Here is a 14,324-nt window from a genome sequence, read left to right as displayed (position 1 = left end):
CTTTTAAGCCGCTTAAATTCATTTTCCAACGAAAGCCTGTCTCAGTCCGTTGCAAATTTTTGAGAAGAAATTGGGCTGTCGCTTCATCAATGCCGCTATGGGTTAAATGGGCCAAGGCAAAACGGCGATCGGTGTGGCCTTCAAGTGGCAAACTTTCGAGTGCGGCAAATACCACATCATGGCGTGGCTGATAAGCAACTGGTGCAATATCAGCGGCAACCATGCTGATGATGCGTTCTGGATAGGCTAGGGCAGTTGCCATGGCAATTTTCCCACCCATGGAATGCCCCACAATATGCACGCGCTCAAGCTTGAGATCATCGAGTAAATCCACCATCGCTTTCGCTAAGCTTGGGTAATCCATCTGTTGCCAATGTTCACTTAAGCCGTGATTAGGTACATCAACGCGGATGACTTGATGATGGGTTTCGATAACTTGACCTAAGCCTTTAAGATTATCTAAATTGCCAAAGAGACCATGGATAAGGAGGACCGCTTCTCCTTGACCAGAAGATACAAAATTCATGGAATAGCCTGTGCTATGGTACTTAACGTTGCGCGAATTGTGCCTTCAATGCGTTAAGTTTGACAAGTTTTGTGGCGGTTTTGAAATTAAGAACCTTCAACTTGCTGGCTTTTTCAGCGATTAACATCGTTGTGCTAATTTGATGTGCGATTTCACGCATTTTTAGATTAATGATGCTTTATCAGATTGATAGAGATAGATACACTGGAGCAACGATCGCACAGATCCTTTGCTAGGATCGCCTGTGGTGCATTTTTTCGGTAAGCCTATCGAATAACAAAGGATAATAAGGTTATGAAATACATCGAAGTGGATGAAGAGCTCTATCGTCATATTGCCAGCAAAACGGAACGTATTGGTGAGAGTGCCTCTGATATTCTCCGTCGATTACTCGGCCTGTCCGTCGATGCGGTTGAACAGTCACAGCCACAGTCTATCAGCCAACCGAGTTTAGAGGTGGTAACGCCTGAGCCACAGAGCGTTCCGCAAGTAGAAAGCTTCGAGTCTGTCACCGATTTTAATCAATTGGTTGATGAACATAAGTTAGAACAACAAAAAGGCGCGGTGGGCCGCTTCTTATTTTTGCTCGAGAGCTTGTATCAACTTAACAAAGCCCAGTTTTCGCAAATTTTACAGATCCAAGGGCGCGATCGTCTCTACTTTGCGCGCTCTCGTGAGGAGTTACTCAAGGCTAGCGCCACCGCAAATCCGAAGGAAATCGGTAATACCGGATTTTGGGTAACGACCAACAACAATACTGCAAAAAAACGGACAATTTTAGCCGAGGCCTTGGTGCAATTGGGCTGTGATGCCCAAATTGCCAACGGCATTGCCGAACGCGTATAACGATTTATCGACGCAGCAATGATGCGGCGTTTCCATTTAATAACCGATTTTCCAGTAGGAGAGGATCAGGTGGCAATACATCAACGGGCAGGACAAACCGCGAGTCAGACGGATCTGGTGAATATTCCAAAGCTGATGAGCCATTATTACAGCATCAAACCCAATGTGGATGCTGCCGAGCAGCGTGTGACATTCGGGACCTCAGGCCATCGCGGAACTGCATTTCAAGGGAGCTTTAACCAAGACCATATTTGGGCGATTACCCAAGCCGTTGTCGATTATCGCCAATCGGTGAATATCGAAGGCCCGCTGTTTTTAGGTATCGATACCCACGCTTTATCTTATGCGGCTTATGTGTCAGCGATTGAAGTGTTAGCAGCCAATAAGGTGACAGTTCATATCCAGCAACATGATGGTTTTACGCCAACGCCTGTGGTGTCGCATGCGATTATTTGTGCAAATCGCGAGGCGGTACTGAGTGGTGCCGCGTTAAGCGATGGTTTGATTATTACGCCATCCCACAATCCACCGCAGGATGGTGGGATTAAATACAATCCACCCCATGGTGGCCCTGCTGAAGGTAATATCACTGCGTGGATTGAGTCCCGCGCTAATGATTACCTGCGCGCAGCGCTCAAGGGCGTTAATAAGCTCGCTTATGCAGATGCATTGGCTTCGGGTTATGTGCATGTCATTGATTTAATCACGCCCTATGTGACGGATTTAGACAATGTCGTCGATATGCATGCTATCGCTAAGGCTAAACTTAAGCTGGGTGTCGATCCATTAGGCGGCTCCGGTATTCATTATTGGGCACCGATTGCCAAGCACTATGGCATTGATATCACTTTAGTTAACGATAAGGTCGATCCAAGCTTCAGCTTTATGTCATTGGATAAGGACGGCAAGATCCGCATGGATTGCTCTTCTCCCTATGCGATGGCAGGTTTACTGGCCCATAAAGAATCCTTCGATTTATGTGTGGGTAACGATCCTGACTACGATAGACACGGCATCGTGTGTCCGGGCACCGGGCTGATGGACCCCAACCACTATTTAGCAGTAGCGATTGATTATCTGCTGACCCACAGACCAGAGTGGAGCGATAGCTTAGCCATTGGTAAGACATTGGTATCGAGCGCGCTTATCGATAAAATCTGTGCCTTCCATGGCAAAAAATTACTCGAAGTCCCCGTTGGCTTTAAGTGGTTTGTCGATGGATTAGCTGAGGCAACCATTGCCTTTGGCGGTGAGGAGAGTGCGGGCGCCGCGTTCCTGCGCCGTGATGGCACGACTTGGTGTACTGACAAGGACGGTTTTATTTTAGTGCTGCTCGCAGCCGAAATGCTTGCGGTCACAGGTAAAACGCCGGGGCAACGCCATCAAGAATTAGTGGCGCAATTTGGTCAAAGCTTCTACAAGCGTATCGACAGCCCAATTAGCCTTGAGAACAAAGCCAAATTTGCCAAGCTTAATGCCGAGACCTTAAACGCCACTACGCTGGCGGGTGAGAACATTGAGGCTGTATTGACCCATGCACCTGGCAATAATGCTTCAATTGGTGGCATTAAAGTGACCACGGCCAATGGTTGGTTTGCTGCGCGGCCATCGGGCACTGAGGCGTTATTCAAGATTTACGGTGAGAGCTTTATCAGTGAGCAACATCTTGCCGATATCATTAAGGACGCACAAGCCCTGATCGATAAGGCCCTCAGCGCCTGATTTAGCGTTTACGCATTCTTTTTACCGATAAAAAAACGCACTCATCGAAATCCTATGAGTGCGTTTTTATTTGCAGCGATTGTAAGGTCAAATTATTCAGGTTTGAGCTGAATCGCTAAGCCTAGTACTCGATATGGCAACTCGGTAAGTTATTCTTATCGATATAGTTTTGATGATATTCCTCTGCCACATGGAATTGCTGTAACGGCACAATCTCAGTGACGATATGACGCAATCCCCAACGACCTGAACGGGCAAAGGCCAGTTTTGAGGCTTCTGCCGCCGCTTTTTGCTCACGATCATGGAAGAAAATGGTACTGCGGTATTGAGTACCAATATCGCCGCCCTGCATATTGAGCGTGGTCGGGTTGTGGTTTTTCCAAAACACATCCAGTAACTCGTCGTAGCTGACAATCGCAGGGTCAAATTCTACTTGTACGACTTCGGCATGACCTGTCTTGCCTTTTTTGACTTCCTCATAGGTGGTCGCTTCATTATTGCCACCCATATAGCCGCAGGTCGCGTTGGTCACGCCGTTGACTTGTCTAAAGAAATACTCCACGCCCCAAAAACAGCCGGCACCAAAAGTTGCTAACGCCATGATAAATCCTGATAGAAGTCTAGATGGCTAAGAATTGTGATAAAACTCATGCCTAAAAGCAAGTGTGTCGACAAAATTAATCCTATGTCGACCAAATGCGGCTAAGATGCTGTTGTTTTGCCGCGAAATGCGCTTGTTTGACCAGAATGACAGAGTAACGGCCCAAAAACTTGTGTTAGTATGGATGCGCTTTTTAAGGCGGGTAGCGATAAGTGCAATGAAACAGGCAGTTATTGCCATCACTCCCGTCTTTAACACGCTATTATAAGGAGAATTCTGTGTTACAAGCTCTGTTAGATTCGAAGGATTTTCTCGCGCTGACCCTCGCTAATCCTGAAACCATCGGAGATGAGTTTAGTTTCGCCTTAGGGGAACATACTCGAGTCGAGGTGTGGGACACGGGCGTCATCGTTTTTGAGCCTGCACAAGCCCAAGGTAAGGATGTCATTCTCTCCTGCGGTGTCCACGGCAATGAAACCGCCCCCATCGAACTCTGCAATACCTTAATCAAACAGCTTCTCCAACAAAAAATCATCGCCAAACAACGCACGCTCTTTCTTATTGGTAACCCTTTAGCGATTAATAACGGCACTCGCATTATCGACGAGAACATGAATCGTCTCTTTAGTGGCGAGCATTCAAATCCTCCGGGATTAGTGAATCCTGAGCGGGTGCGGGCAAAAAAATTAGAAGCCTATGTTGACCGCTTCTTTAAGGGCGCAGCCGCAGGGCGCCAGCGAATTCACTACGATTTACACACGGCGATGCGGGCGTCTAAACACGAAAAGTTTGCGATTTATCCCTATCGTCCCGGCCGTGCTTACAGCGCCGAGCAAATCATGTTTTTAGCGGCCAGTGGCGTCGATACTGTGTTATTTCACCATGAGCCGACAACTACTTTTAGTTATTTTTCCTCCGAGCAATATGGCGCCGATGCCTTTACCATTGAATTAGGTAAGGTGTATCCCATGGGGCAAAACGATATGACGCGTTTTATTGCCGCCCAAGAGATGTTTATGCGTCTTATCACAGACAAACCCTTAGCGCTTGAGCCATTCTCAGCGGATAAGGTGAATCTGTATCAAGTGTGTCGGGTGATCAACAAACATTTTGATGATTTTGAATTTACCTTCGCGACCGATGTCGAAAATTTCCGAGCTTTCCCTAAAGGCTTTGTATTGGCCCGAGAGGGTGGGCAGGAAATTAAAGTCGAACAGGAATTTGAAGCGATTGTCTTCCCCAATGCTAAGGTGCCCATCGGCAATCGCACGGTGATTTGTCTGATCCCCTCAGTTGCGCCGAATGTTCGTTAAGTTTGTAAAGCAATATATACATGCAAACAGGGGATTAGTTGTCATTTGAACTGTGCCAACGGTTGATAGGTAGTTTACGTTAACGTAATGTTCATCCGGCATATTCGTATAAATTAGGCGCAGTGGTTCTTCTGCTGCGTAACGAGATAACAAGAGCACAATATGAGCAAAGCAACACTCAACACTGATACAGTGCACCGTGTCGGCTTCTTGGATAAGGCATCGCTTCACATTCCTATCCTTCGAATTCTACAAGCAGACGGCACTACCTATGAAACCGCGGTTTTGCCTGTAATAGATGAAGCCTTAGCCACCAAAATTTACGATACTTGCGTATTCACGCGGGTACTCGATGAACGTATGCTTGGCGCACAGCGTCAGGGACGGATCAGCTTCTATATGACCTGCACCGGTGAAGAAGCCGCGATCGTCGGTAGCGTGGCCGCACTTGATCAAGAAGATGTGATCCTCGCGCAATACCGTGAACATGCGGCGCTACGTTATCGCGGCTTTACCACTGAACAGTTTATGAACCAAATGTTCAGTAATGAGAAGGACTTAGGTAAAGGTCGCCAAATGCCAATCCACTATGGCAGCGCGGCGTTAAACTACCAAACCATTTCATCGCCATTGGCCACTCAAATTCCGCAAGCGACAGGTGTCGGTTATAGCCTGAAAATGCAGGGCAAACGTAATGTTGCTGTCTGTTATTTCGGTGAAGGCGCTGCATCTGAAGGCGATTTCCATGCCGGATTGAATATGGCGGCGGTGTTAAAATGCCCCGTGATTTTCTTCTGCCGTAACAATGGTTATGCCATTTCTACCCCAACGGAAGAGCAATTTGCCGGTAACGGTATTGCCAGTCGTGGCGTGGGTTACGGCATGCACACCATTCGTGTCGATGGCAATGATATGCTGGCGGTGTTGGCCGCAACGCAACAGGCGCGTGCCTATGCGATTGAGCACAATGCCCCCGTGTTGATTGAAGCTATGACTTATCGTCTGGGCGCCCACTCATCTTCTGACGATCCTTCGGGTTATCGCTCAAAAGAAGAAGAGGCGAAATGGCAACAACACGATCCGGTCAAACGCTTTAAGTTGTGGCTGATTAATAAAGGCTGGTTAGCCGAGGCCGATGATGCCCAGCGTTACGAAAAGTACCGTGAAGAAGTTTTAGCCGCCGTTAAAGTCGCAGAAAAATTACCTATCCCTATGCTGGATGAGATTATTGAAGACGTGTACGACAAGCCAACGCCAGCGCTTAAAAAGCAATTGAGCGATCTTAAAGAACACATCAAAAAATATCCGCAATCCTATCCCAAAAGTGCAGGGAGGCTATAAGCCGTGGCAGAAATGAATATGTTACAGGCCGTCAATGAGGCCTTGTCAATCGCCATGCAAGCTGATGAGCGCATGGTGGTGTTTGGTGAAGACGTTGGCCACTTTGGCGGCGTGTTTCGCGCAACCTCAGGTTTACAGGAAAAGTTTGGTCGCAGCCGCTGCTTTAACACGCCACTGACTGAGCAAGGTATTGCGGGTTTTGCCAACGGGTTAGCCTCTAATGGTATGACTGCCGTAGCGGAAATCCAGTTTGCTGATTACATCTTTCCGGCGTTCGATCAGATTGTGAACGAGTCGGCTAAATTCCGTTACCGCAGCGGTAATGAGTTTAATGTGGGAAGTCTAGTGTTCCGCACACCCTATGGTGGCGGTATTGCGGGCGGCCATTATCATTCACAATCGCCAGAAGCCTATTTTACCCAAACCCCAGGCTTAAAAGTGGTTGTGCCACGTAATCCTGCTCAAGCCAAAGGTTTATTATTAGCCTCTATTCGCGATAAAAACCCGGTGGTGTTCTTCGAGCCTAAGCGTTTATACCGTGCTTCTGTGGGGGAAGTCCCTGCGGGCGATTATGAAATCGAGCTGGGTAAAGCCGAAGTGGTGCGTGAAGGGAAAGATATCACCTTAGTCGCTTGGGGCGCACAGATGGAAATCATCGAAAAAGCGGCCGACATGGCGGCAAAAGAGGGGATTTCCTGCGAAATTATCGACCTGCGTACACTCGCGCCTTGGGATGTAGATACCGTTGCCGATTCTGTGAAGAAGACAGGCCGCTTACTGATCAACCATGAAGCACCATTAACGGGTGGTTTTGCGGGTGAAATTGCGGCCACCATTCAGCAGGAGTGTTTCTTGTATTTAGAATCACCCATCAGCCGTGTATGTGGTCTAGATACCCCATATCCACTGGTCCACGAAAAAGAATATATGCCCGATGCGCTCAAAACTTTTGAAGCCATTAAGGCATCAGTGAACTTCTAGGAGTCCGGTATGATTAAAGATTTTATTTTGCCGGACATTGGTGAAGGCGTTGTCGAGTGCGAACTCGTCGAGTGGTTGGTGCAAGAGGGCGACACGATTGTGGAAGATCAGCCCATCGCCGATGTGATGACCGACAAAGCCTTAGTGCAAATTCCGGCGCCTTTTGCAGGAGTCGTGACTAAGTTGTATTACGCCAAAGGCGATATTGCTAAGGTGCATGCACCGCTGTATGCCGTGCAGGTTGAGTCTGACGAAGCTGCGCCTGTTGCTGCGTCTCAACCTGAAGCACACACATCTACTCAAGCATCTGCAAGCCAAGCCAGCGTGGCGGGTACCAGCGTTGAAGAGTTCCTGCTGCCCGATATTGGCGAAGGGATTGTTGAGTGTGAACTGGTCGAATGGCTAGTCCAAGAAGGCGATACAGTGGTTGAAGACCAACCCATCGCCGATGTGATGACTGATAAAGCCTTAGTGCAAATCCCCGCCATCAAAGCGGGCAAAATTGTCAAATTGCACTACCGTAAGGGCCAGTTAGCGAAAGTACATGCGCCACTATTTTCGATTGAGGTTGAAGGTGGCGTTAGTGCGCCGGTCAGCCATGCACAGGAAGCAAGCGTTGCCGCTGCGAATACCGCTGCACCAGCCGCTTGCGCGGCGGTGTCCTCGGAGCCTGCACGCCAAGGTAAAGCCTTAGCCAGCCCAGCCGTTCGCCGTATGGCACGTGCCTTAGATATCGATTTAAGTCGCGTACCTGGTAGTGGCAAACATGGCCGAGTATATAAGGAAGACATTACTCGCTTCCAAGCGCAGGGCGGCGCTGTGTCTGCCGTTGCGCCAGTGGCTGTAGCACCGACTCAATCAGGTGTGACTCAATCAACCGTCTCTAACGTCGTGGCAAATTCTGCACGGGGTGACATTGTTGAGCCTATCCGTGGCGTGAAAGCCGTGATGGCGAAAATGATGGTCGAATCGGTATCAACCATTCCACACTTCACCTATTGCGAAGAGTTTGATCTGACAGACTTAGTCGCTCTGCGTGAAAGCATGAAGGCCAAGTATTCCTCCGACGAAGTTAAGTTGACCATGATGCCATTCTTTATGAAGGCCATGTCATTAGCCTTAACGCAGTTCCCTGTGCTTAACAGCCAAGTGAATGCTGATTGTACGGAAATCACCTACAAGGCGCGTCATAACATTGGTATGGCAGTAGATTCGAAAGTGGGATTGTTAGTGCCAAATGTGAAGGATGTGCAAGATAAGAGTATTCTTGAGGTGGCTGCCGAGATCACCCGCTTAACCACTGCTGCGCGTAACGGCCGTGTTGCACCAGCAGATCTTAAAGAAGGCACGATTTCGATTTCGAATATTGGTGCATTGGGTGGCACAGTCGCAACACCAATTATCAATAAGCCAGAGGTGGCGATTGTTGCGCTTGGTAAGTTGCAAACCTTGCCGCGCTTTAATGCGAAAGGTGAAGTCGAAGCGCGCCAGATCATGCAAGTGAGTTGGTCTGGCGATCACCGCGTTATCGATGGCGGCACCATTGCTCGTTTCTGTAACCTTTGGAAACAATACCTTGAGCAACCGCAGGATATGCTATTAGCCATGCGTTAGTCGGCTGTCAGCCAATACTTACAGCCAATCCGGCAAAAAAGGACGCAATTTAGCGTCCTTTTTTATTCGCAGGCCATAAATGGGTTAATCTTTTGATCCCAATTACGTATAATTCGCGAACGTTGTTATCCTGATGGATTTGTTATGAGCCCCAGCCCATTTGCCCCAACAATCGAAACTATTGATTATCCGTTTCCGCCTAAGCCAATTCCTCTGTCCGATGCCGAAAAGGCGGACTACAAGGCACGTATCAAGCAGCTGCTGATTGAAAAGGATGCGGTATTGGTTGCCCATTATTATACCGACCCTGAAATTCAAGCGTTGGCTGAAGAAACTGGTGGGTGTGTTTCAGACTCACTTGAAATGGCGCGCTTTGGCCGCGATCATCCCGCAAAGACGTTAATCGTCGCTGGGGTGAAGTTTATGGGTGAAACTGCCAAAATCTTAAGCCCAGAAAAAACCATTCTGATGCCGACTCTTGAAGCGGCCTGTTCATTGGACTTAGGTTGCCCCATCGATAAATTTAGCGCCTTCTGTGATGTACACCCAGACCATACCGTGGTGGTTTACGCCAACACGTCTGCGGCGGTAAAAGCCCGTGCCGATTGGGTGGTGACCTCGAGTATTGCCCTTGAAATTGTTGAGCACTTAGACAGCGAAGGCAAAAAAATCATTTGGGGCCCAGACCGCCACTTAGGCAGCTATATTGCTAAACAAACGGGCGCCGAGATGCTGATGTGGCAGGGCGACTGTATCGTTCACGATGAGTTTAAAGCGAATGCCCTGCGTGATCTGAAAAGCGTTTATCCCGACGCAGCAATTTTGGTACACCCAGAATCACCCGCGAGTGTGGTGGCGATGGCGGATGCTGTCGGCTCCACCAGTCAGTTGATCAAAGCTGCGCAAACCATGCCTAACGAGCGTTTTATTGTCGCGACCGATCGCGGTATTTTTTACAAAATGCAACAAGCGGCGCCGGGTAAAACATTGATAGAAGCGCCTACTGGTGGTAACGGTGCCACCTGTAAGAGCTGTGCCCACTGTCCTTGGATGGCAATGAATGGCTTAAAAGCCATTGAAGCGTCATTAAGTGATAGCGACAAAACCACCCATGAGATCTTTGTTGATGAAGACTTGCGAGTGAAAGCGTTAATCCCGCTGACCCGTATGCTCGATTTCGCTAAAACGCTCAATATGAAAGTGAAGGGTAATGCCTAAGCGCTTTTAGTCGCACATCGAGTTTCAACATTAATATCCCCGCTTTGCGGGGATATTTTTTTAATTGCAGTTGCCATACGGTAAATAACAAAAAGCCCTGCATTTGCAGGGCTTTAGCTAAATCGCTAATCGAGATTATTTAGCGTTCATTAACGCAACCGCGTTGTCTAACATACGGTTACTGAAGCCCCATTCGTTATCGTACCAAGCCATTACTTTGACTAAACGGCCGTTAACACGGGTTTGCGTCGCATCGAAGTTAGATGAAAACGCATTGTGGTTAAAGTCGATAGATACCAACGGCTCTTTGTTGACAGCCAACACTTCGCTCAGTGGTGCTACGCTTGCTGCACGCTCGATGATGGCGTTAACTTCTTCAACGGTTGTGTCACGTGATGCAATGAAAGATAAATCCACTAAAGACACGTTAACAGTCGGTACACGTACCGCTAAACCATCGAATTTACCTTGTAATTCAGGCACAACTAAACCTACAGCAGCCGCAGCGCCCGTTTTAGTAGGGATCATCGACAGTGCCGCAGCGCGGGCACGGCGTAAATCTGTGTGGTATACGTCAGATAAACGTTGATCGTTGGTATACGCGTGGATGGTGGTCATCAGACCTGATTCGATACCAATTTCGTCATTTAACGGCTTAGCGAAAGGCGCTAAGCAGTTAGTGGTACATGACGCGTTAGAGATAACGGTCATATCCGCGGTCAACACATTGTTGTTCACACCGTAAACGACGGTTGCATCAACGTTTTTGCCTGGTGCAGAGATAATCACTTTCTTTGCGCCAGCGGCTAAATGCGGTTGAACAGAATCTTTAGAAGTGAAGATACCGGTACATTCAAATACCACGTCTACTTGTAGGTCGCCCCAAGGTAATTTGCCTGGATCGCGCTCTTGGAAAGTGAGGATCTTGTCACCGTTAACATAAATTGCTTCAGCATCATGCTCAACTTTGGCATTGAAACGACCATGTACAGAATCGTATTTTGTCAGGTGAGCGTTGATTGAAGCGTCGCCTAAATCGTTGATGGCAACAATTTTGATTGGGTAAGCTTTTTCGCTTTCGTACAGGGCGCGTAATACGTTTCTACCGATACGGCCGTAACCATTTATTGCAACACGGATAGTCATCTCATATCCCTCTGGTGATTATAAAATTCAACTGGTAGTAAAATTACCAAACTGACAGCTATCGTCAAGTTAATTCGGCTATTTTGCCGGGATTCGGTTAACAAATTAGGTGTTTTTTTTACATTGCTCGCGAAAACCCCTTTTTTAGCACTGCATTTGGATAAAAAATTACAAGATGGCAAACATTTTGCCGACGTTACTCAAGGCCCAAGCCTTAAGGCGAGTTTGGCTTCTCTGGTTCGACGGGAGTTGCCGCTGGCGGTGTTACCTCTGTCTGAGGTGGAGCAAGCCAGAGCGCAACCGGACTAGTCGAATAGAGGCCATCTTCTAACGCATTGATCAAATTCTGGGCGTATTCATCTAATCTTGTCGCCAGCGTTTTGTTGCCACCGATTAAGGCTAGCATCTTATCTTCAGAATACTTCTGCTGCGTAAGTAGTAAATTGGCTTTTGTCAGCATGTAAGTTTTTTCTAGCGCTTGGGTTTGGCGATAGGCTGCAGCGAGCCCAAGCAACCAATTTGGATCAAAGTCAGCGTATTGGATCTCTGCAAACACAGTAAGGTAGAGTTGTTGCGCTTTGATGGCATTACGGTTGCTGTAGTAGGTGGCTATTTGCGCTAAAAGAAATGGCTCAGTGACTTCGCCAGCATTTTCTTGTACCAAGAGTCGGTTTAATGCATCCGTGTCACCAAAACGTGTCCATTGATAATAAGACATAAACGGGTCTTGGCGCTCGCGGGTTTCATCCTGCAACCGACTCAAATTTTGTGTACTTAGTCGAAAGGCTCTGGCTCTATCAGCTGTGCGGCTTGTGTGGATAATGTGCTGAACGCCCGAGGCCAATTCAATACATCGACTATAGTCCTCGAGGTAAGTTAACTGTTGATAGAGTTGCTTGCCTGTAGGATTTTTATTGTCCATTAGGTCGTATCGACTTTGGATCAACTTTGTTTTCTCGGCTAAACACCAGCCATCCTTATGCAAATCGGCACAAATTTCAGGATTATTTTTACAAATCGTTTCGATATTTCGGCCATTATCACAACCGAAAAGGCTTATCGCGAGGGTAAATGATGTAATTATTACTAGATTTTGTCTCAAAATACGCTCCAAAATGCAATTTTCTCTAATAAAATTACAGATTTACAGAAAATATCTTACTAGCAAGCTGGGTCAGTTTTCATTACAATGGCGCCGACCAAAACAGAGGGTTTTCCCTAAAACCTACATAAGATTATTGGTCTTTTCGTCATGTTACTCAAACCTTTCAATATATTTTATTGAAAAGTGAGATAAAGGATCTGTAAATGAGCGCTGATAAACACCTACAAAGTTGGCAAGAACGTTTTGAAATGGCAGAGGCAATGCAACCTTTGCTGGGCAAGTTATACCGTAACCAAGGCGTCGAAGTTGTGGTTTATGGTAAGCCATTACTCAATGCTTCTACTATTGAGATTATTAAAGCGCACCGTTTAGTTCGTCGTCATGTCGGCGAGAAATTACGTTTACGCGAGAGTTTCCCGTTTGTTCAAGCCTTAAGCAGACTCGCTGTTAAACAATGTAAAGTGGATATTGGTAAGCTTGCTGTCAAATACTGGGCTGAACATACCGATACCAACGAAATTGAAAGCTATATGGCACGCGAATTAGCGGCTGCGATTGATCATGCTGATGATATCGCTCCGCGTGATGTGGTGTTGTATGGTTTTGGTCGTATTGGTCGCTTATTAGCGCGCTTACTGATCGAACGTACTGGCCGCAGCAACAAGTTAAGACTGCGTGCTATCGTATTACGTGGTGGTAAGAAGGGCGATTTAGAAAAACGCGCAAGCTTACTGCGTCGTGACTCTGTTCATGGTCCATTTAACGGTTCTGTTGAAGTGGATGAAGAGAACAACGCCATCATCGCTAACGGTACTTATATCCAAGTGATTTACGCAAACTCACCAGATGAAGTGGATTACACTAAATACGGTATTACAGATGCCTTAGTGGTAGACAACACGGGTATTTGGAAAGACGAAGCAGGCCTAGGCTTACACTTGAAGAGCCCTGGTGCAAGCAAAGTGTTACTGACAGCACCTGCAAAAGGCGCCATCAAGAACATCGTTTACGGTGTAAACGAAGGCGATATTACGCCAGAAGACATCATTGTGTCTGCAGCGAGCTGCACCACTAACGCCATTACACCAGTACTGAAAGCGGTAAATGATAAGTACGGTATCGAGAATGGTCACGTTGAGACGATTCACTCATATACAAACGATCAAAACCTGATCGACAACTACCACAGTGCTGACCGTCGCGGTCGCAGTGCACCATTAAACATGGTGATCACTGAAACGGGCGCAGCGAAAGCCGTCGCTAAAGCTCTGCCAGTATTAGCGGGCAAACTGACAGGCAACGCGATTCGCGTGCCAACACCAAACGTATCTATGGCGATCATCAGCATGAACTTAAATGCTGAGACCAACAAAGACGAATTGAACGAATACCTAAAAGACACGGCGCTGCAATCACCCTTGCAGAACCAAATTGACTACACAGACTCAACTGAAATCGTATCAAGCGACTTAGTGGGGTCTCGCTATGCGGGCGTGGTTGATTCTCAAGCGACCATCGCCGAAGGTAAACGCGCCATTCTGTACGTATGGTATGACAACGAATTTGGTTACAGCTGCCAAGTAGTCGGTGTTATGCAAACGATGTTAGGCTTAACAACGCTGTCTCTGCCTGCTTAATTGCGACAGACAGAAGTACAACAGAGAAAGCGCCTGAGAGGGCGCTTTTTTTATACTTCAATTATGTTGAATAACAATTTATCTGAACATTGTTATTGAGCAAATCCGTGAATTGTTGATTCTATCGGCAAGTTTATATCGCTATGGCTGAATATTGGGCAAACAGTGTGGTTAAGCGCAATATTTCAAATTTGTTGATTGACTCTGAAGGTTAAATCGGTAGAATGCCAATCCGCAGTCAGGGGAAAGCGTAGTAACGTTACTCTATGACATC

At 47.2% G+C, this 14,324-nt stretch carries 12 protein-coding genes; 8 read left to right on the top strand and 4 right to left on the bottom strand.

The genetic code is table 11. The features are described 5' to 3' along the window. Positions 1–526 (bottom strand): alpha/beta fold hydrolase (locus L976_RS05700; RefSeq protein ID WP_047540173.1); only part of this gene is annotated, 526 nt, incomplete at its 3' end. A gap of 294 nt (positions 527–820) precedes the next feature. Between L976_RS05700 and seqA the strand changes: the two genes are divergently transcribed. Further along, entirely contained in the window at positions 821–1,372 is a 552-nt protein-coding gene (seqA, locus tag L976_RS05695; RefSeq protein ID WP_047535036.1) for a replication initiation negative regulator SeqA, read from the top strand. A gap of 69 nt (positions 1,373–1,441) precedes the next feature. Next, positions 1,442–3,094, top strand: coding sequence for a phosphoglucomutase (alpha-D-glucose-1,6-bisphosphate-dependent) (gene pgm, locus L976_RS05690; protein ID WP_047535034.1), 1,653 nt, complete (start codon positions 1,442–1,444; stop codon positions 3,092–3,094). A gap of 121 nt (positions 3,095–3,215) precedes the next feature. Here the strand turns inward: pgm and msrA are convergent, their stop codons facing one another. Continuing rightward, positions 3,216–3,695 carry a peptide-methionine (S)-S-oxide reductase MsrA gene (gene msrA / locus L976_RS05685; protein WP_037418505.1) on the bottom strand — a complete coding sequence of 160 codons (480 nt, stop codon included), beginning with the start codon at positions 3,693–3,695 and terminating at the stop codon, positions 3,216–3,218. Between the two features lie 278 nt (positions 3,696–3,973). Here msrA and astE point away from each other — a divergent pair, with 278 nt between their 5' ends. From astE to nadA, 5 genes are all read left to right on the top strand, one after another. Continuing rightward, positions 3,974–5,008, top strand: a complete 1,035-nt coding sequence (astE, locus tag L976_RS05680) for a succinylglutamate desuccinylase (RefSeq protein WP_047535032.1) — start codon at positions 3,974–3,976, stop codon at positions 5,006–5,008. Between the two features lie 162 nt (positions 5,009–5,170). Then, positions 5,171–6,349: a thiamine pyrophosphate-dependent dehydrogenase E1 component subunit alpha gene (locus L976_RS05675; RefSeq protein ID WP_047535030.1), complete on the top strand. Its 1,179-nt coding sequence runs from the start codon at positions 5,171–5,173 to the stop codon at positions 6,347–6,349. A 3-nt stretch (positions 6,350–6,352) separates the two neighbouring features. Next, the gene (locus tag L976_RS05670) at positions 6,353–7,330 is read left to right on the top strand and encodes an alpha-ketoacid dehydrogenase subunit beta (RefSeq protein WP_037418512.1); all 978 of its coding nucleotides are present in this window, start codon (positions 6,353–6,355) and stop codon (positions 7,328–7,330) included. A gap of 9 nt (positions 7,331–7,339) precedes the next feature. Beyond that, positions 7,340–8,944, top strand: a complete 1,605-nt coding sequence (locus L976_RS05665) for a dihydrolipoyllysine-residue acetyltransferase (protein ID WP_047535028.1) — start codon at positions 7,340–7,342, stop codon at positions 8,942–8,944. A 144-nt stretch (positions 8,945–9,088) separates the two neighbouring features. Next, positions 9,089–10,162 carry a quinolinate synthase NadA gene (nadA, locus tag L976_RS05660; RefSeq protein WP_047535026.1) on the top strand — a complete coding sequence of 358 codons (1,074 nt, stop codon included), beginning with the start codon at positions 9,089–9,091 and terminating at the stop codon, positions 10,160–10,162. Positions 10,163–10,297: 135 nt separating this feature from the next. Here nadA and gap read toward each other — a convergent pair whose 3' ends face one another. Continuing rightward, positions 10,298–11,308: a type I glyceraldehyde-3-phosphate dehydrogenase gene (gene gap, locus L976_RS05655; RefSeq protein ID WP_037418518.1), complete on the bottom strand. Its 1,011-nt coding sequence runs from the start codon at positions 11,306–11,308 to the stop codon at positions 10,298–10,300. Positions 11,309–11,522: 214 nt separating this feature from the next. Beyond that, a complete protein-coding gene (locus L976_RS05650) occupies positions 11,523–12,410 on the bottom strand; it encodes a DUF2989 domain-containing protein (protein ID WP_047535024.1) in 888 nt (295 codons plus the stop codon). 206 nt (positions 12,411–12,616) lie between these two features. Between L976_RS05650 and L976_RS05645 the strand changes: the two genes are divergently transcribed. Further along, positions 12,617–14,050 (top strand): glyceraldehyde-3-phosphate dehydrogenase, encoded by a 1,434-nt coding sequence (locus L976_RS05645; protein WP_023267065.1) that lies wholly within the window; start codon positions 12,617–12,619, stop codon positions 14,048–14,050. The last annotated feature ends 274 nt before the right edge of the window (positions 14,051–14,324 follow it).

Origin of the sequence: Shewanella sp. ZOR0012, from assembly GCF_000798835.1 — a bacterium.
GTDB lineage: Bacteria > Pseudomonadota > Gammaproteobacteria > Enterobacterales > Shewanellaceae > Shewanella > Shewanella xiamenensis.
This window is presented reverse-complemented; position numbering and strand designations above follow the sequence as displayed.

Coding starts and splice junctions, on each gene's coding strand:
- seqA (WP_047535036.1), top strand. CDS start 821: ATGAAATACATCGAAGTGGATGAAGAGCTCTATCGTCATATTGCCAGC.
- msrA (WP_037418505.1), bottom strand. CDS start 3,695: ATGGCGTTAGCAACTTTTGGTGCCGGCTGTTTTTGGGGCGTGGAGTAT.
- L976_RS05675 (WP_047535030.1), top strand. CDS start 5,171: ATGAGCAAAGCAACACTCAACACTGATACAGTGCACCGTGTCGGCTTC.
- L976_RS05665 (WP_047535028.1), top strand. CDS start 7,340: ATGATTAAAGATTTTATTTTGCCGGACATTGGTGAAGGCGTTGTCGAG.
- nadA (WP_047535026.1), top strand. CDS start 9,089: ATGAGCCCCAGCCCATTTGCCCCAACAATCGAAACTATTGATTATCCG.
- gap (WP_037418518.1), bottom strand. CDS start 11,308: ATGACTATCCGTGTTGCAATAAATGGTTACGGCCGTATCGGTAGAAAC.
- L976_RS05645 (WP_023267065.1), top strand. CDS start 12,617: ATGAGCGCTGATAAACACCTACAAAGTTGGCAAGAACGTTTTGAAATG.